The organism is Sediminicola arcticus, assembly GCF_040566695.1.
GTDB classification, from domain to species: domain Bacteria; phylum Bacteroidota; class Bacteroidia; order Flavobacteriales; family Flavobacteriaceae; genus Sediminicola; species Sediminicola arcticus.
On sequence record NZ_JBEXAE010000004.1, the window covers coordinates 1 to 17513 of the forward strand.

The 17513-nt window shown below is 33.9% G+C and carries 18 protein-coding genes and 2 pseudogenes; 14 read left to right on the top strand and 6 right to left on the bottom strand.

Annotated features, from left to right (window positions below; genetic code table 11):
* Window positions 1-219 precede the first annotated feature (219 nt).
* The 6 genes from ABXZ36_RS09215 (at window position 220) to ABXZ36_RS09240 (ending at window position 5169) form a co-directional block, all read left to right on the top strand.
* Complete coding sequence (locus ABXZ36_RS09215; RefSeq protein ID WP_354615228.1) at window positions 220-999, top strand: SDR family NAD(P)-dependent oxidoreductase; 780 nt, start codon at window positions 220-222, stop codon at window positions 997-999.
* Window positions 1000-1183: 184 nt separating this feature from the next.
* The gene (locus ABXZ36_RS09220) at window positions 1184-1522 is read left to right on the top strand and encodes a helix-turn-helix domain-containing protein (protein ID WP_354615229.1); all 339 of its coding nucleotides are present in this window, start codon (window positions 1184-1186) and stop codon (window positions 1520-1522) included.
* Between the two features lie 7 nt (window positions 1523-1529).
* Window positions 1530-2129 (top strand): integrase core domain-containing protein, encoded by a 600-nt coding sequence (locus tag ABXZ36_RS09225; protein WP_354615582.1) that lies wholly within the window; start codon window positions 1530-1532, stop codon window positions 2127-2129.
* A 222-nt stretch (window positions 2130-2351) separates the two neighbouring features.
* Complete coding sequence (locus ABXZ36_RS09230) at window positions 2352-3263, top strand: DUF5996 family protein (RefSeq protein ID WP_354615230.1); 912 nt, start codon at window positions 2352-2354, stop codon at window positions 3261-3263.
* Between the two features lie 926 nt (window positions 3264-4189).
* Entirely contained in the window at window positions 4190-4429 is a 240-nt protein-coding gene (locus ABXZ36_RS09235) for a hypothetical protein (protein WP_354615231.1), read from the top strand.
* Window positions 4430-4584: 155 nt separating this feature from the next.
* Window positions 4585-5169 carry a hypothetical protein gene (locus ABXZ36_RS09240; RefSeq protein ID WP_354615232.1) on the top strand — a complete coding sequence of 195 codons (585 nt, stop codon included), beginning with the start codon at window positions 4585-4587 and terminating at the stop codon, window positions 5167-5169.
* 126 nt (window positions 5170-5295) lie between these two features.
* Here the strand turns inward: ABXZ36_RS09240 and ABXZ36_RS09245 are convergent.
* Window positions 5296-5466 (bottom strand): annotated as a pseudogene (locus tag ABXZ36_RS09245) (IS110 family transposase); the annotation flags it as partial.
* Window positions 5467-5882: 416 nt separating this feature from the next.
* Between ABXZ36_RS09245 and ABXZ36_RS09250 the strand changes: the two are divergent.
* The 8 genes from ABXZ36_RS09250 to ABXZ36_RS09285 all read left to right on the top strand — a co-directional run bounded on the left by ABXZ36_RS09250 (window position 5883) and on the right by ABXZ36_RS09285 (window position 14300).
* On the top strand, window positions 5883-6461 hold the full coding sequence (locus ABXZ36_RS09250) for a nuclear transport factor 2 family protein (RefSeq protein ID WP_354615233.1): 579 nt from the start codon (window positions 5883-5885) through the stop codon (window positions 6459-6461).
* 407 nt (window positions 6462-6868) lie between these two features.
* A complete protein-coding gene (locus ABXZ36_RS09255; protein ID WP_354615234.1) occupies window positions 6869-7429 on the top strand; it encodes a helix-turn-helix domain-containing protein in 561 nt (186 codons plus the stop codon).
* A 215-nt stretch (window positions 7430-7644) separates the two neighbouring features.
* The gene (locus tag ABXZ36_RS09260) at window positions 7645-8385 is read left to right on the top strand and encodes a DUF2268 domain-containing putative Zn-dependent protease (RefSeq protein WP_354615235.1); all 741 of its coding nucleotides are present in this window, start codon (window positions 7645-7647) and stop codon (window positions 8383-8385) included.
* An 83-nt stretch (window positions 8386-8468) separates the two neighbouring features.
* Window positions 8469-9041, top strand: coding sequence for a hypothetical protein (locus ABXZ36_RS09265; protein ID WP_354615236.1), 573 nt, complete (start codon window positions 8469-8471; stop codon window positions 9039-9041).
* Between the two features lie 591 nt (window positions 9042-9632).
* On the top strand, window positions 9633-10448 hold the full coding sequence (locus tag ABXZ36_RS09270; protein WP_354615237.1) for a c-type cytochrome: 816 nt from the start codon (window positions 9633-9635) through the stop codon (window positions 10446-10448).
* A gap of 513 nt (window positions 10449-10961) precedes the next feature.
* Window positions 10962-12512, top strand: coding sequence for a phospholipase D family protein (locus ABXZ36_RS09275; RefSeq protein ID WP_354615238.1), 1551 nt, complete (start codon window positions 10962-10964; stop codon window positions 12510-12512).
* An 84-nt stretch (window positions 12513-12596) separates the two neighbouring features.
* On the top strand, window positions 12597-13976 hold the full coding sequence (locus ABXZ36_RS09280) for a serine hydrolase domain-containing protein (RefSeq protein WP_354615239.1): 1380 nt from the start codon (window positions 12597-12599) through the stop codon (window positions 13974-13976).
* A gap of 96 nt (window positions 13977-14072) precedes the next feature.
* Window positions 14073-14300 (top strand): hypothetical protein, encoded by a 228-nt coding sequence (locus ABXZ36_RS09285; RefSeq protein ID WP_354615240.1) that lies wholly within the window; start codon window positions 14073-14075, stop codon window positions 14298-14300.
* Window positions 14301-14492: 192 nt separating this feature from the next.
* Here the strand turns inward: ABXZ36_RS09285 and ABXZ36_RS09290 are convergent, their stop codons facing one another.
* From ABXZ36_RS09290 to ABXZ36_RS09310, 5 genes and pseudogenes are all read right to left on the bottom strand, one after another.
* Window positions 14493-14675, bottom strand: a complete 183-nt coding sequence (locus ABXZ36_RS09290) for a hypothetical protein (RefSeq protein WP_354615241.1) — start codon at window positions 14673-14675, stop codon at window positions 14493-14495.
* Window positions 14676-15176: 501 nt separating this feature from the next.
* Window positions 15177-15311: pseudogene (locus ABXZ36_RS09295) on the bottom strand (ATP-binding protein); the annotation flags it as partial.
* Window positions 15312-15329: 18 nt separating this feature from the next.
* Window positions 15330-15872 (bottom strand): sensor histidine kinase, encoded by a 543-nt coding sequence (locus ABXZ36_RS09300; protein WP_354615242.1) that lies wholly within the window; start codon window positions 15870-15872, stop codon window positions 15330-15332.
* A 45-nt stretch (window positions 15873-15917) separates the two neighbouring features.
* On the bottom strand, window positions 15918-16265 hold the full coding sequence (locus ABXZ36_RS15810) for a PAS domain-containing protein (protein ID WP_435602396.1): 348 nt from the start codon (window positions 16263-16265) through the stop codon (window positions 15918-15920).
* A 16-nt stretch (window positions 16266-16281) separates the two neighbouring features.
* Entirely contained in the window at window positions 16282-17448 is a 1167-nt protein-coding gene (locus tag ABXZ36_RS09310) for a PAS domain-containing protein (protein ID WP_354615244.1), read from the bottom strand.
* Between the last annotated feature and the right edge of the window lie 65 nt (window positions 17449-17513).

Below are 17513 nucleotides of genomic sequence, written 5' to 3' on the forward strand. Positions count from 1 at the left end.
TCTCTCTTTTGTTCTTTCTGATTATACTATCAATTTAAAGAGAATCAAACTTAAGATGTATATAAAAAATAGGCAAAACAGTATTAAAATCAAGGCTTTTGGCTCGTATCAAACTTTGTGCTTAACCGAAAGTTTGGTGCTTCTTAAGCGCCTACTTTTCATATACTAACCGTTGTGCTTCATTCTAAAAAAAAGACAACTGAAACTAATAAATAGAAAATGAAAAATACAGCATTGATAACAGGGGCATCAAACGGAATTGGATTAGAATTGGCTAAAATTCACGCCTCAAAAGGAGGTGATTTAGTTTTGATAGCAAGAAACAAATCTAAATTAGATGAACTTAAAACAGAGTTAGAAACTCAATTTAAGGTTTCTGTTTATACCATAGGTAAAGACCTTTCTGAAACAAACGCGGCACAAGAAATATATGATGAGACAAACAGACAAAATATTGAAGTTGTCTATCTAATAAACAATGCAGGTTTTGGCGATTTTGGAATGTTTACAGAAACAGACTGGAGCAAAGAGCTGCAAATGATTAATTTGAATATTACTACTCTGACACATTTCACAAAATTATATCTACAAGATATGCTTAAACGAAGAAGCGGCAAGATAATGAATGTAGCTTCTACGGCTGCGTTTCAACCTGGGCCAACAGCGGCAGTATATTGTGCAACCAAAGCTTTTGTGTTAAGTTTTTCTGAGGCAGTTAGTAATGAAGTAAGCGACAAAGGAATTACTATAACTTCTCTTTGTCCAGGTCCGACTGAAACAGGATTCCAAGCTGCTGCAGCGATGGACGAAAGCAACCTTTTCAAAGGTAAAAAATTGCCATCGGCTAAGGTGGTTGCTGAATATGGTTATTCTTCAATGATAAAAGGAAAAACAGTAGCAATACACGGAATTATGAATACTATAATGTCTAATTCTAGTAGATTTGCACCAAGAGCCTTAGTTTTAAAAATTGGACGTAAAATGTTGGATAAAGCCTAATAGTATGTTCAAGTATGAACGAACGCATAACACTGTATATGAAATCATAGCACCCTGCGGGATGCCACGCTTCATATACTAACCGTTGGCGTGCATTAGGTACATTATACAAACATCCTTTACAAAGTTATAGATACATCGTTTACACTTTTTAACTTGCAATTTGAACCAAATTCAGATTGCTATGCCTTGGAAAGACACAACGATTATGGAACAAAAAATTGAATTTATCTGTGAATGGCGAACGGGAAGCCATACCATCACGGAACTTTGTAAAGGGTTTAACATATCACGCCCTACTGCTTACAAAATAATAGCCCGATTTGAGAAAGAAGGTTATGAAGGTCTTCGAGAATTATCAAGAAAACCGAGAGGATCGCATCCTAATGCAACCAATGAAAAAGTAGTAGAGAGCATTCTCAATTTGAAAGAAAAGTATAAGTTGTGGGGTGCAAAAAAAATATGGATTGGTAAGTCCCCAAAAACGATTAAGAAGAGTAAAACCGATTCATCCCATATTTGACCCAAAAGTGTGCAATGAAGTATGGAGTGCAGACTACAAAGGAAAGTTCTTGATGGGCAATAAGATATACTGTCATCCATTAACAATAGCTGATTCTAAAAGTCGATTTGTATTTACAGCAAAAGGTCATTATAAAGAAAATCTGGCCTCAGCAAAAGCAGAGTTCAAAAGGGTTTTTAGAATATATGGTATCCCTAACCAAATCCACACAGATAATGGAAGTCCTTTTGGATCTGTAGCTGCAACACAACGATTTACCAGGTTGTCATATTGGTTTATCGAACTGGGGATTATGCCGGTATTCTCTGATCCTGCCCATCCGGAACAAAACGGAAGGCATGAACGAATGCACCGCGATCTGAAGGCAGCTTGTGCCAAACCTTCAGCCTTTGATCTAAAGGCGCAACAAAGACGTCTGAATCACTTTGTAAAGGAGTATAACCACATAAGACCACATGAAGCTCTGGGAATGGAAACACCTGCTTCTGTGCATGACTTCAATGCAAGACTATATCCTGAAAAAATACCTAACTTTGATTATGACCCAGAAATGAGAGTGTTGAAAGTAACTAAAAATGGATCTGTACGATGGGGATCATATAATTGAGTTTATTTATCAGCATCATTACAAGGAAAATATATTGGTGCTTTAGAAATGGGAAATGGTATTTGGAGAGTATTTTATAGAAATGTATTTTTAGGATACTTTAATGAAAATGAATTAAGAACTAAAGAACAATCAGTGAGGTTAGAAACTAATTTAGTGTAAAGGCTAATCTATAACTTTTGTAAACTATGTATCTTAACGAACATTAATTAAATAAGGAAAATGAAAAATGAACAAAATTGGCCAGTTTTGAATTTTGCAGAAATGCAAGACACCATTGAAACACTTCACCAGTGGATTCAAATCGTTGGGAAAATACGTCTAAAGACAATGCCATGGCAAAATCATTCTTGGCACACCGCACTCTACGTAACACCAAGTGGCTATTCAACCCACGGAATTCCATACCAAGGACAAATCTTCCAAATAGATTTTAACTTCAAAAAACATAAGCTTCTTCTACAATGTTCAAATGCAGAAACAATTACGATAGACTTAAAACCAAAAACTGTAGCTAGCTTTTATAACGAGCTGTTTGAAAAGTTGTCCGGTCTTGGGATTGAAGTAAAAATTCACTCCACTCCAAATGAAATGGATCCTGCAATTCCATTCTCTGAAAACACAGTTAACAAATCATACGATCCAAATGCAGCGAATGCGCTTTGGCAGGCCATGTTAAAAACTAATGCGGTTTTTAACGAATTCAGAAGTGATTTTATTGGTAAAGCAAGTCCGGTCCATCTGTTCTGGGGCGCATTTGACTTGGCGGTTACCCGATTCTCAGGAAATCCAGCCCCGCTTCATCAAGGCGGAATCCCCAATATGTCATTGGAAGTGATGCAGGAAGCCTATTCGCAAGAAGTAAGCAGTGCCGGTTTTTGGCCTGGATCCAAAGATTCTCCCATGCCGGTTTTTTATGCCTATGCATACCCTAGTGATGCAAGTTTTGGAGAGCAGAAAGTCTTACCAAAAGAGGCTTTCTATAGTCCGGAAATGGGAGAGTTTTTCTTAAAATATGAAGATGTACAAAACTCAGAAAATCCAGAAAAAACATTGCACGATTTTTTACGAACAACCTATGAAGCTGCAACCAAAATTTCTGAATGGGATAGAACTAAACTGGAGAAAAAATAAAAAAACGACACGCCAACAAAATGAAAGCAGTGGGAAACAATCTCAACCCGCTTTCATTTTATTAGAGGATCTTGCTATTTTTAATAGTAGTACAAATTAATGCGCTAATACTAATACAAATGTCATTAGGGCTAATTTAGAAAACAATTCATCTTTGAAAAATCACAGTTCAGTAAGAAAAGATTAACAAAGTGAGCAAAGAAGTTTAGATTTGAAATTACAAATTAACCAAACCTAATTAACAAAACAATTGGAATTTTAAAAAAACAATACTCTACACTTTCTCAATAATTCTGCTTCTTACAATTTCAGGTTATATTTATCTTTACATACTTCCAAAAGGACCAAAAATTACGGACACAATTCCTCTAAAAAACGAAAAAGATTCTTTTGTAATGTACGTATACAAGGAGAGTGAGAGAAAATTTATTAAGGTTTGGACTTACAAGCCGCAAGAATGGAAACTGGAAATAAAATTGTCTTTGTTATGCACGGTGGAGGCAGAAATGCCGAGGATTATCTAAATGCTTGGGCATAAATAGCTCAAAAAAATATTGTGCTCATAGTTACCCCTGAATTTAAAAACAAATTCGTAAAATATATAACCAACGACTATCAAGAAGGAAATTTATTTACGTTTTTTGGAACAAAAAACCCAAAGGAAGAATGGGCGTACAGGGTTGTCGAAAACATATTCGACCACATTAAATCGGTCAATAATATTTCAAATGAAAACTACGGCATTCTGCAGGCGGGCAATTTGTTCATAGAATGACACTATTAATGCCAGAATCGAGAATTGGAACAGCTATTTCAGCCAATTCAGGCTTTTATAGTTTACCTAACGAGTACCTTGACTTTCCTTATGGTTTCAAAAACACAGAAATAGATTTAAAACCCGTCTTAAAAAAAGCTTATAAAAAAAATTGATTATTTTATTGGGAGAGTTAGATAATGACCCAAGTTTGGGAACTTTCAGAACGACTGATCTAGCAATGGAACAAGGAGCGTATAGATTAGAACGCGGTGCTAATTTTTATAAAGCAAATAAGAAATTAAAAAACAAAAACAATTGGGAATTTAACTGGACAATAGACACCCTAAAAAATGTAGGTCACGACTATAAAAAGATGTCCGAAAATGCAATTGAATGGATAAAAAACTAACCCTAACAATGTATAAAAATAATGCTAAATTAGTTGCTTAATCAAAATTTCGTGAGGCTTTGTTAGCTTCTGATTTTTCTTCGGAAAATCCTCCTACTCAAAACCGCACTATTCTTATACGTAACGTTGTAGCCAATTAGAAAATAGTTTTACAAATGAAAAAAGTAGATTTGAAACAAATATTTGAGCTTGTCTTTAGACAGTGTGTCTTTATAATTGTCAATATTTATGCGTTATCAAAAATATTCGGCGGACAATTTTATATGAAAGGGAAATTACCTATTGAAGTTGCTAGCACAACTTTAGAAGAAGCAAGTAGTTTTTCGTTGGCTTGGACATTTATGGGACACTCCTACTCTTATATACTATTTGTAGGCATTACCCAACTCATTGGTGCTTGGTTTCTCTTATGGAATAAAAAAAAGTTACTAGGAGTACTGATATTAATTCCAATAATGATAAACATAATAATATTTGACATCATTTTTCTGGATGTCTATCCTGCATTAGTAAATGCTATTATTGTTTTTTTAATGTTATTGTTAATTCTATTTTTCAATAAAGAAAAGATTATAGAGGTAATCCAAGGGCTTACTAACTTTCCAATAAAATCTAAAGTTCTAATAAAAAGAAGACTTATCACTTTTGGCATTACACTACTAGTTATCGTTTTAATTTTTACTTTTGATTCTTTTATTGAGCAATGGCTTGGAGCAAGCAAAGAAAAAATACTAGAATAACTGGCTATTACAAAGAACTGAGATAAAAAACAAGTAAATTCTTCCTTAATTTCAGACATTATAATTCTAGGCTTATAGATTCATAAACTTTATTCTTAGAGCTTTTTTATTGTATTTATACTCTATTTATCTTGGCAATATCGAAACGTAGGTGTCATCGTATGGCCTTCCTGTTTTTGCAATAGCAAAACACTGTTTAAGAAGCTTGTTAGCTACAGCAATACTCTTCCCTTTGGTAACGATTCGCTCATAAACCGCTTTACAGGCCTTATTGTGCTTGCTGCAAAAAACGATCAAAGTGAACCACTGAAAACGGAATTTTTTGAGCCACTTAAAAAATCATTTCAGACTATGTTATAAAAGGGTTTACAATAATTATTACTATGCTCACTTTAATCCGGCGCACCTTGTATACTTCGACCGGCTCATCCAGAATACCTTAAAATATCACTGTCAACCTTATGGGATAGGGAATAGGGTGTATTATAAAAGGAGTGAAATTCTAGATATTTTGGACAAATCAGGAAAACCTCCGAAATTCAGAGGTTTTAATAGGTAGCCTTTGTTCTTAGAATGGCTATTTTTAGTCTATATAAGTAGGATATCATCAATGATGCTATCCAATTGTTGTACACAAGCTAGAAAAGACAGAATATAAATTATATTTTATATATTAGCTATAAGATATTCATAACTAACTAAACAACAACAACATGGGAACACTAAACAACATTTTCTTAAAGACTGGATTTATATTTTGCGCTCTGCTTTTTATAAGTTGTAACGAAAACAAAAAAGAAGATTCTGTGATGGCTGAACAAGAAATCCCAATGCTAGAGGCAGCCTCTCAAGAATACGCTGATCTTGCTCAGAAAACTCTTGAACTATTGTCAGAATTCGATTTAGAAACATGGAAAGAATATTTAGCTGATGATGTAGAGTGGTATTGGCCAGATGGAAACTCCGAAACTCGTAATACTATTAAGGGTAAAGAAGAACTTATAACGTGGTGGAAAAACTGGAAAGAGACCACTGGTGGGCAAATATCATTTACAAATAATACATTTTTACCTATTAAAATAAACACAGCATCAAATTACTATAAATTGGTAGGTACAGGTGTACTTGCCTATACTGATTTAACAATTTCTCTTCAGGATAAATCGACCTCTGTTAGACAGCATATCGTCTTCATGTTTGATGAGAATAAAAAAATTAGCCATGCATTATTATATTATGACAGAACTGGAATCATTGAATTGACAAATGTAGTCATTGGAGAGACCGAGTAAAGACAGCACATTAAAAGCCTATGTACAACAACGCATACAAGCCATAGCTTATTAAGCACAAGTTATTAAAGCTTGTGCTTTTTTAATACATTCCAGAAATAAATAAAAGATTTCTATTATCAAACTGCTACATTACATATACGAGCCGTTGGAAACAATGGCAAGTAGATTTAAATGATTCAGAAAATAAGACATATTTAAACATGCTAGAATAAATGTCAAAGTATCAAGCCTATAACAATGTATAAACGGCATTAAAACACCCGCTTATACTAAGCGTTGTAAAACATTTACCAAATCTTTACGACATTCAATGACAATTAAAATGTCGTTTAAAAATCTTACTAAAGTCGCTGAATTTAAATTTCTAAATACATATTTTAGCATGGATTTAAAGCACAAAACAAATGAATTTAATAGCAAAAAAAATTAGCGAAGCCCGTAAAATTAAAGGTCTAACTCAAGAAGAGCTTGCTGATCGATCTAATATCAATCTAAGGACTATTCAAAGAATTGAAAATGACGAAAGTGAACCAAGAAGTAAAACTTTAAATCTCATTTGCGATGTTTTACATTTGGACGTGAGTGAATTAATGCCTGGAAATAATTCGCAAAAGGATTTTAAGCTCGGTATGAAAATCGTCAATGGCCTTTTCCTTGTTATAATCAATATCCTTCTCCTAGGAGTAATTGGATTTATGACATTAGATTCTGAGGCAAATTTGAATAGTAAATTCGCTGGATTTTTATTGAGCATCTTACTACCATTTTTCATTGTGACACTTACAAAAACAATGCACAGAATGGAGCGTTTGTTAAAATTCGGGTTTGGCTATATTGTCTATTTTGTTCTAGTTATGATATTACACGGTTTTTCGATTGGATTCGTTTCTGGCTTATTTCCTTGTCTGTTAATAAGCATAAGTATGTTATATTTTGGTGGGGAATTGATCAAAAATAAAGAATAAAAAACGTTTTACAACAAGGCCTATAATCCATTGTTTAGCATATTTACTAAAGTTCAAAAGTTTTCGTACATTAGAACGGCATGATCCCAAGCTCGATTTGATTAACATCAAATATCAACAACGAACCATAACCAAACCGTTGTGTACAATTTGAGAACAACTAGTCTTTGTCGTAACATTAAATCTTATGTGTCGTCTTCCTGTAAAAATATAAAATGAATATACTTAGAAGTCTTGTTTTAATTATTCCAGTATTATGTATTATTTCCTGTAATTCTAATTCGAAGAAATCGTCAATAGTAAACGTGGATGTTGTCTTTCAAGAAGACTCTCTCAAATTTACGGAATCGCAAAAAGTTTTCATCCTTGAGGTGATAAGCAATTCAGAAGAGGAAGTTCGAAAACTTCTACCAAAACTTCCGGATAGTATAAAAGTGATTGTTGAGGCTGTGGATTGGAATCTTGATTTTGTTAGCGGAGTAACTGGAAGGGCAGAGACTAATTCTCCACCTCTGGTTCTCGTTCAAATATCACACAATTACAAGGGAGGAGTAATTGATTCGGCATATCAAGGTATCAAGTCTACCATTTTTCACGAATTCCATCACTTATCCCGCGGCTGGGCAATACAGGACAACAAATTTAGTTATGGAATCCCCAATGCAATGGTTAATGAAGGATTAGCTGTTGCATTTACAGAAATATATACAGGAAGCAAAAATGAGGCAGAAGCCTATACAGATGAGGCCGATAATTGGGTAAAAGAGATTTTAGCCCTTCCACTCGATGCAAGTTACTCAGATTGGGTAATGGGAGAACACCCTGATGGCAGGACCTATATAGGCTATCGAACTGGAAATTTTTTGGCAAGAAAAGCTATGATTAATTCTGGAAAAACTATTTTAGAATTAAGTGAGCTTATGCCAAATGAAATAATAAAACTAGCTGGCTATTAATGCTGCTAAAAACTGCACACAACAACATATATAGCGCATTGAAACGCGCTATATACCAAACGTTGTAATCAATTAAACTAATTATGAAGAGATTTGATTTTAAAGAAATTCTTGAAATTACTTGTCGTCTTTATGTATTCTTTTTCTTAACTGTTTATGGGATAGGAAAGGTTATTGGAGGTCAATTTTACACAGCGGCAAGAATACCAGATGAAATAGCTCAAATGCCGATCGGACTAGTGCCAGACTTTGAATTGGCTTGGGTTTTCATGGGTCGTTCATATGGATATATTCTATTCATTGCTCTAGCTGAAATTATTGGGGCTTTTTTACTACTCTTTAATAAAACCAAACTAGTCGGAACCCTTATATTAATCCCAATAATGGTAAACGTAATTGTATTCGATATTTTTTTCCTTGACGAATATGGAGCATTAGCAGGTGCAACATTATATCTTTTAATGCTACTTATAATCGTTGTAATCAATAAGGAAAAAATGAGTGATATTTTGATAGAACTGGTTAGTACTGAAGTACAGCTTAAGACATCATCCAAGGAAAAAACCCTTAAATATTCAATAGTTCTAGTTATAATAGTTTTAATTTTTATTGGAGATCAATTAATTGTGAACTTCCTTGGGTATGGAAAAGGATAAAAAATTGGTGAAATAGTTCTAAATCCAAGGCTTTGGGCTTGTATCAAAGTTTGTGCTTAACCGAAAGTTTGGTGCTTCCAAATCCCCTACTTTTCATATACTTACCGTTACCTAAGTTTTCTAGAAATCCTTTCCATCTCCTCACTAACTCTTTTCTGTAAAATCTTCCCATAGTAATCTTGTGTAATCTTTATACTGCAATGTCCCAAAAGTTCACTAACAATCTCCATAGGAACATCATTGTAAAGCAACATAGTGGACGCAAATGTCTTTCTAGCTATGGTGACTTATAGATTTGTTAATACCTACAATCCCCCCTATTTCCTTTAGCTAGGAATTGATTTTTTGATTACTGAATTTTGGAAGTACTGATCAATCCCCTATTCAACATATAATAGATTAAAACTACTCCTAGAATTTAGCCCAGGGCTAAAAAACAATCAAAAGTGTTTATCTCCCGAAGCATAAATGGTGAAACAACTTCTTTATAAAAGATATATATAACATATGTTATATATATTCTATATTTGAAATGTATAGAACATATGTTATATACATAATTGTTATGCAAAATCAAAACCCGGATTTCATATGAGTAAAATTAATTCAATACTAATTATGATCGTGTGTTTTTTTATGAGTTGTTCGCCCAGCAACAATTCAGAAAGTATCTCCAAATCAGGAAGCAATCAAGTTAACGAGACTAAACTAATTTTTGATATTGACTCACTTCTAAACAAAGAAAAACTTGATACAATCCAGATAAAGCTCGATTGGGTCACAAAGAAGGCAAATAAACGATATAAAGGAGTATCAACGAAGTATTTATTTTCAAAATTAATTACGAATCACAAAATAGATACCACAAATAAAGAGGTTATTTTTTTATGTAAAGACGGTTATTCTGCTAGGGTTCCATTTTATCAATTATTGACTGAAAAAGGGTATCTTGTTAATAAAGATGTAGATGCCAGACTCCAATGGGATGAGGAGATTGATGAAAAATTTACTCCTTGTTATTTGGTTTGGAGTATTGATAAGGATGAAAATAATTTCAGCTTTCCTTATGGAATAATTCAAATAAAAATTGTGGATATTAATGAAGAATATAAGGATGCAAACCCCATAAATGGCACACAGAATGTACATAAAGGATTTTCAATTTTTAAAAAGCAATGCATAAAGTGCCATCCGATAAATAAGGTAGGAGGAGTAGTTGGTCCAGAGTTAAATACTCCAATGAATGTAACGGAATATTGGAAAATTGAGCATCTTGAGAGTTTTATTCTAAATCCAGATAAATACAGATACAATAGTAAAATGCCAACAATACACGACTTAAGTAATAATGATGTTAAATTAATAATTGAATATCTGAAACACATGTCAAAAAATAAAAAATTCTAAAAATGACTTATCATAACACGCGCTCATAAATAATTGCCGGATGGCAGTAAATTCAAATGTTGTAGCCCACACTATGTTCGGTTTTGCTAAACAGATAGGTTTCCAGCAATCGACTACTATTCATAGTGCAAACCGTTAGCACCAATGGTGCGCAAATAATCCAAGCAGTACGGAGGGGGAACCTTAAATAAATAATTAGACCAAGGCTCGGGCAAAGCCAATCCTTTTTAAATTGCCTACCAATGTTTGCGCATGCAGAACGCACTCACCCCCTAGCCCGACTAATAAAAGGCAATTTATAAAAGGTTTAAGGGAGTTAAGGTGATCATAACGCCTTCACTATGGCCTGGGCGAAACCACATACGATAACTGGCCTATAATACATTTTTTAGCTTATTTACTACAATTCAAAAGTTTTCGTACATTTAATCCGGCACGATTCACAGCTCGATTTGATTAATATCAAATCTCAACAACGGAATTATAGCCTAACCGTTAGCAACAATATCAAATATGAAAAATCGCATCGAATCAATTCTGAAATTGAGCACTTGCTATATGATTGGTTTGATTGCATTGACTTCTTGTAATTCAAACAATAACACAAAACAAGAAAAAGATTTTTGCGCCAGTATTCATAGGAATGACACGTTATCCCTTTCCCAAGAACTTGAAGATATAAAAGGTCTAATGGATACCCTGACGGGCGTTTACGTCCTGGAAGATGGTAGTGGTTCGATGGTGGCCAGGGCATGGTTAAGTGAATATGCCGAAAAGACCATAGATATTCAATATTTCATTTTTTCAATAGACAATGTCGGACTTATCGCTTGTGACTATTTGATAAGAGCTGCTGATCGAGGGGTTCAAATAAGAATAATTGTTGATGATATTATGGTTGATGCCGACATTCAAGATATATTAATGTTTAATTCTCATGAAAATATTACAGTCAAAATATATAACCCAGGTGTCAATTTAGGTAAGAACATTTTTAATAAAATCAAGAAATTCACATCAGATTTTAGATCTGCCAATCAACGGATGCATAACAAAACCTTCGTTGTGGATGGTAAAATAGTAATCACTGGCGGTCGGAATATTGCTGATGAATATTTTGACTATGATCATGAATATAATTTTCGGGATAGGGATATTCTATTGTTAGGTAAGGGATCAAAACAAGTAAATAAATCCTTTAATGAATTTTGGAATAGCTCATTGAGTAAAAATGTAACTGATATCATAAAAGAAGATTCTGATATAGTCTATCCAATAAATAGATTCGACAACCTTCATGAATACGCTTGTAATCCAGATAATTTTTGGCCACAAGTAAGAGAACGGATAGCGAATTTACCAGCTGCATTCAATACAATAAAGAACTCTGGTGATCTGGTTTGGTTGGATGATGTTGAGTTCATTTCAGACAAGCCAGGCAAAAATGATGGCAAAAATGGTTTGGGAGGAGGTGGAGTTTCAACCAATGCCTTAATTGATCTGATTAAACATGCCAAATCATCTATTGATATTCAGACGCCCTATTTAATTACAACAGAGCTAAGTCGAAATTTATTCAGAGAAGCCGTAGAAAGTGGAGTGAAAATCAGAATACTCACTAATAGTCTTGCGTCAACAGACAATGTTGAGGCTTTTAGCAGCTATCAAAGTGACAGAGAAAAATTATTAGGAACAGGGGTTAGCATATATGAATTTCGCCCAGATGCTGAAGAACGAACTAGAATAATGACCGGTGAACTTCAAGAAACGTTGCAACATAAACCAATATTTGGACTTCATGCAAAATCAATGGTTATTGATAAAAAAACAACCGTTATTGGAACATTTAATCTTGATCCTAGAAGTGCCAATTTGAACACGGAGTGTATCGTTATTGTTCAATCCTATAAAATTTCAAAAGGAGTCTTAGTTGGAATGGAAGAAGAATTCCGCCCTGAAAACTCCTGGAAAACAACATTAGACTATAATCCCGATTTGGAAGTTAATAAGATCAAACGTTTAAAAACTTGGACGAGAAAAATTATCCCTAAGGAAATTTTATAAGCTAATAATACCGTTGCTAACAAAGCCTAAACTGCATTGAAACGCAGTTTAGGCTTTGTTAGCCTTCATTAAAAAAAACCGAATATGAAACAAATAATTTTATTGATTTTGACATTAGCACTAGCAGCAACAGGTTGTCAGAATGAGAAGCAAGATTCTAATGCAACATCTTTAGAAGTCTATGCCGATTCATTATTTCAAGCAAGCATTGATAGTGCACAAATTGCAGGGGCTTCAATTTTAGTGTTTCAAAAAGATAAAATGCTGTTAAATAAATCTTATGGATATGCAAGCTTGGAACTTGCTGCGCCAATTCCAAGTAATGGTATTTTTGATATTGGCTCTGTAACCAAACAATTCACAGCTGCTGCCATTTTAAAATTAGTAGAAACTGGTAAGCTTTCATTAAATGATGACTTTACAAAATATCTCGAATTTGATACTAAAGGTCGGAAAATTACCATTGCTCAATTACTTGACCATACCTCTGGACTTGCACAATCTCCTACTGGTAAGGATGAGTTCACTCAGATGACTTTCGATGAATTCCCTCATAAGCTTACAGTGCAATTGGTGGAACCAAAAGAATTTTTACATGAGCCAGGAGAGGCCTTAATTTATAACAATGTCGCTTTTGTTTTCCTAGGTTTGATTATTGAAAAAGTAAGCGGACAGCCCTATGAAGCTTATTTAAAAGAGACCTTTTTTGACCCTTTAGGAATGCATAGCACCTCTTTTGGTTCCAATTCCAAAGTAGTAAAAAATAAAGTGAATGGCTATAATTATGACCCAAACGGCCTTCAACAAATGGATTATCTGAATTATTACATACCCTATTCTGCTGGTTCGCTTGTAAGTAGCAACGAAGATTTACTCATTTGGACGCGAGCATTACATAATGGCAAAGTGCTTTCCGAGCCAATGTATCAATCAATGATTAGTCCAAGCAAATTGAATGACGGTACGCCTGTAAGTTATGCTAAAGGATTGGTCAATTTCTCGAATTACGGATACAAAGAAATCTCTCACGGAGGAGCCATCGCGGGATTTTCTTCTTTCGTGCAATATTATCCTGACGATGATTTATACATCATAACTTTAGTAAACACAATAGGGCCAAAAAAAACAGGGCGGTTTTTTGGCTATGAAATTACTTGGAAATTACTGGACAAAAAGGAATATGAACAAGCTACGTTGGATATTGACACCAACGCCATCCAAGGCATATACACTGGACAAACAAGAGGCGGCAAAGATTCAGATGGCAAACAAGCCATAGAGATTAAGTCTATAGAAAATGGAATTACCCGACAGGTCATGGGAGAAGAAAAAATAGACACCTTAAAAGTATATGTTGGCAACAATACGTGGATGGATGGAAACGATAAAATCATAATAGAAAATAACAAGTATCGTGTCGATAAGATATACAATTATTACATTCTTAAAAAGGATAATAAATAACTGATTGCAACAAAGAACTGAGCTAAAATACAAACAAATTCTTCTTTAATCTGAGACATTATTATTCTAGGCTCATAGATTCAAAAATTAGATTCTTTGAGAATACCATTTGTTCAGAGGTTTTTTGTGAGAGGCCAAACGGATGATGGTATTCCCTTAAGTGGAGAAGAAATTGAATCACAATTTCTTGCTAATCGTTTTCAAGGTGTTATAATTTTAGTAGGAAGTGATTATTTAGAGTATAGCATAAGAGGTGCTACTATAGTTTCTAACTATTTTGACTTCAGAAATACCGTAAGTGATATTAATGATGCATGTAATTAAAACTAATTATTTATATGAGATAATTAACTCCGACAACTTGGTAGTTTATTATCAATAATTGACGTAGATAAATTACTAAGTAGAACTATTAAAAGAAGAAAAGGTAGTCCGGCAACAGGCCACCTTTTTTAATTCCTGTATTTTTTTGGATGTGAACTTAATTCGGTTAACATAAAATAAAGGATCCTTTCTTTAATTTTTCTTTTTCTTCTGCTGTCCAGGGGCATAGGCTTTGGCCGATTTGCTGCCAGTTGCCTTTTTGACCTGTCCTGGGGCGGAACTTTTCCCACTCAAATGAATAGTGGATTTACAACCTGAAGATAACCCTATCACAAGGACAAGGATGATGCTTATTTTTAATATTCTAATGAACATAACTTAAAATTTAAGTTGGTGAAATTATGTTATTTTAAGATTGCTTGGTGCTTGGTGAGAAAATAATTTTTTACGTAAATTTTAGTCTCAAGTATTGTTTTTGAAGTAAAAGAATATTTTACAGAAATGCTGATACCCACAATTTATAAGTGTTATTTAGGCATTCTGCAACAATTAATTTCTCCTAGTTGATTGGTGGGAATAATTTTCTTAATAAACAGATTGATTATGATTTGGTCACCATAACAAATAACCAAAAAAAATACACGAAAAGCTGATAGGGCAATATTGCAAAATAATCTTGCCCTTGGTGTCTTAGAATTAAAAGGAACAAATTCAAAGGATTTAGAGAGTATATGGAAATATGAGATGAAAGATTGGCTAATATTGGCTATTGTCATGACATGAAATTTTTTATTAATTTAATTTTTTTAATAGTAAACGTAAAAGCACTTCCTTTTCCTTCACTAGAATCTACCCATATTTTCCCTCCCAAGGTCTCTACGATTTTTTTTTAATAGACAAACCCATACCAGTCCCAGAATATTCATCTCGGTTATGGAGTCTTTGGAAAATAATAAAAATCTTATCAAAATGCGCAGTGTCTATCCCTATGACATTATCTTTAACTGAAAACTTCCAAAAATCCTTTTCTTAAAAACAAGTCACATTTATTTTTGGCGTTTTATCGTTATCACAATATTTAACACTATTACTGATAAGATTTAAAAATATTTGGCGCATAGGGGATTTAAATCCATTTATATTTGGCAAATTATCAGTAATTATTTGAGCTCCCCTCTCATCTATTTGTTTTTTGTGTAAAATAGTAACCTCTTCAACTAGGGCTTTTATATCCAGTTCCTTTATCTTTTCGGACATATTACTCGCTCTTGAATAATTCAATAGTTCCGATATAATCTCCCTCATCCTCACAGCCCCATCTGAGGCCAAGTTAATATACTGCTTTCCCTTATCATCAATTCTATCCGAATATCTATTTTCAAGAAGAGTAAGGAAACTGGCAATCATTCTTAACGGTTCCTGAAGATCATGTGAAGCCACAGAGGCAAACTGCTCTAATTCTGCATTGGATGTCTCCAATAATTTCGCCTTGACCGTTAATTGATTGTTTAGTGCTTTTAAAGATTCTTCATAATCTTTATGATCCGTATGGTCAAGAACTGCCGATATCATTAGGTTTTGACCAAAAAGTAGAATATTTTTCGCCTCCACAATCCTTTACTCTCCATTTTTTCCAGTAACAATAATACCCTTCCATGACATCTGTTCTAAATCATCGCTCTGGATATCCGATATTATCCTGTTCTTTATTTCTTCCTTATAAGCTTTGTCTGGATAGATTTTTTCAAAAAAAGTATTGATATCTAAAAGTTCTTCATAAGGCCATCCGTATATCTCTGAAAATTTATGGTTAACTATTTTCGCTTCACCTGTTACCATATCGTTAACTGCAATACCAATAGGTAAATTCTCTAAAATTGCCTCTATAAGCTCATTCCTCTTTGCTAAATTTTCGGATATTAGTTTCTCTTCCGTGATATCTAAAATGATAGAATCCCAATAAATACCTCCATCTAGGTTTTTATTGGGATTCTATCATTTTATGCCATTTGACAGCACCATTAGCTTGCTTAATACGCCACTCGGAAACCCAATTAGTCATATGGGTGGCAGACTGTTCTATGGATTTCTGGACTTTTGGTAAGTCTTCATCCAAAATTAAGCTCCAAATACGGTTATTATCTTCCATAGCTATTTCTGAAGAAACTCCCCATAAATCTAAAAACCCATTACTAACATAAGATAGATTAGCAGTGCCGTCTTTAGCCATTTCAGATCTAAAAACTACCCCTGGGACACTATCGGCAATAGCAAGGAATTGATTTTCTTGCATTCTTTCTTTATCGATATTCAAATGAATACCAAACATTTTTAACGGCTTTCCGTTTTTAGACTTATCTACAACCTTTCCTCTATTTTCTACCCAAATCCAATTGCCCTGTAAATGCTTTACCCTATATTTCAGGTGAAACTTTTCAGAAATTCCAGACAAACAATTAGTTAACCCCACTTCAAATTGAATTAGGTCATCTGGAAAAACCAATTCTCTCCAATTTTGCATGGTAAATACCTCATAAGGCTTTGAAGTATATCCTAAAAGCTGAAACCATTTTGCGTTGATAAATACTTCATCCGTTGCTATATCCCATTCCCACGTACCTGCATCTGTACCTTCTATTATAGCATCCAAGATTATTTTTTCCTGAGCAACTGAAGCGTTTTTAGCTTCCAACACCAATTTGGTCCTACGCAGTTCTAAAAGTTGCTCAACCTGATTGGCAAGAGATTTTATTGCCTCTTTCTGAGTATCCGTAAGTTCTCTAATCTTTTGATCTATAATAGAAAAAGTGGCAAAAGGAACTCCTTTATCATTGTTTACCGGATATCCGGCGTAAAAAACAATTTTAGGATTATCAACTACAGAAGGTTTATCCTTAAACCTATCATCCTTTTGGGCATTAGGAATAATCATAAACTCATCTGGATTGTCAATGACATGCCTAGAAAAAAAATCCTCTATAGGTGCTTCCGACATTTCCAGTCCGTAATGGGATTTAAAAAATTGTCTGCTTTCATCAAAAAAGGTAATTGTGGATATGGGGGTATCGCAGATGATGGAAGCCAGTTTTGCGATGTCATCATATTCCTTTTCCGAAGGCGTATCCATTATTTCATAGGGCAAAGACATTTTGGAAACATCTTTATTCTCAGAAATATTGTTTTTTTGTATTATTCATTTAAAAAATCTTTACG

Bases quoted from the DNA above. Each gene is read 5' to 3' on its own strand.
- ABXZ36_RS09270 (WP_354615237.1), top strand. From the start codon at position 9,633: ATGAGTAAAATTAATTCAATACTAATTATGATCGTGTGTTTTTTTATG.
- ABXZ36_RS09300 (WP_354615242.1), bottom strand. From the start codon at position 15,872: ATGATATCGGCAGTTCTTGACCATACGGATCATAAAGATTATGAAGAA.
- ABXZ36_RS09215 (WP_354615228.1), top strand. From the start codon at position 220: ATGAAAAATACAGCATTGATAACAGGGGCATCAAACGGAATTGGATTA.
- ABXZ36_RS09255 (WP_354615234.1), top strand. From the start codon at position 6,869: ATGAATTTAATAGCAAAAAAAATTAGCGAAGCCCGTAAAATTAAAGGT.
- ABXZ36_RS09275 (WP_354615238.1), top strand. From the start codon at position 10,962: ATGAAAAATCGCATCGAATCAATTCTGAAATTGAGCACTTGCTATATG.
- ABXZ36_RS09265 (WP_354615236.1), top strand. From the start codon at position 8,469: ATGAAGAGATTTGATTTTAAAGAAATTCTTGAAATTACTTGTCGTCTT.
- ABXZ36_RS09240 (WP_354615232.1), top strand. From the start codon at position 4,585: ATGAAAAAAGTAGATTTGAAACAAATATTTGAGCTTGTCTTTAGACAG.
- ABXZ36_RS09230 (WP_354615230.1), top strand. From the start codon at position 2,352: ATGAAAAATGAACAAAATTGGCCAGTTTTGAATTTTGCAGAAATGCAA.
- ABXZ36_RS09250 (WP_354615233.1), top strand. From the start codon at position 5,883: ATGGGAACACTAAACAACATTTTCTTAAAGACTGGATTTATATTTTGC.
- ABXZ36_RS09310 (WP_354615244.1), bottom strand. From the start codon at position 17,448: ATGTCTTTGCCCTATGAAATAATGGATACGCCTTCGGAAAAGGAATAT.
- ABXZ36_RS09220 (WP_354615229.1), top strand. From the start codon at position 1,184: ATGCCTTGGAAAGACACAACGATTATGGAACAAAAAATTGAATTTATC.
- ABXZ36_RS09290 (WP_354615241.1), bottom strand. From the start codon at position 14,675: ATGTTCATTAGAATATTAAAAATAAGCATCATCCTTGTCCTTGTGATA.
- ABXZ36_RS09260 (WP_354615235.1), top strand. From the start codon at position 7,645: ATGAATATACTTAGAAGTCTTGTTTTAATTATTCCAGTATTATGTATT.
- ABXZ36_RS09280 (WP_354615239.1), top strand. From the start codon at position 12,597: ATGAAACAAATAATTTTATTGATTTTGACATTAGCACTAGCAGCAACA.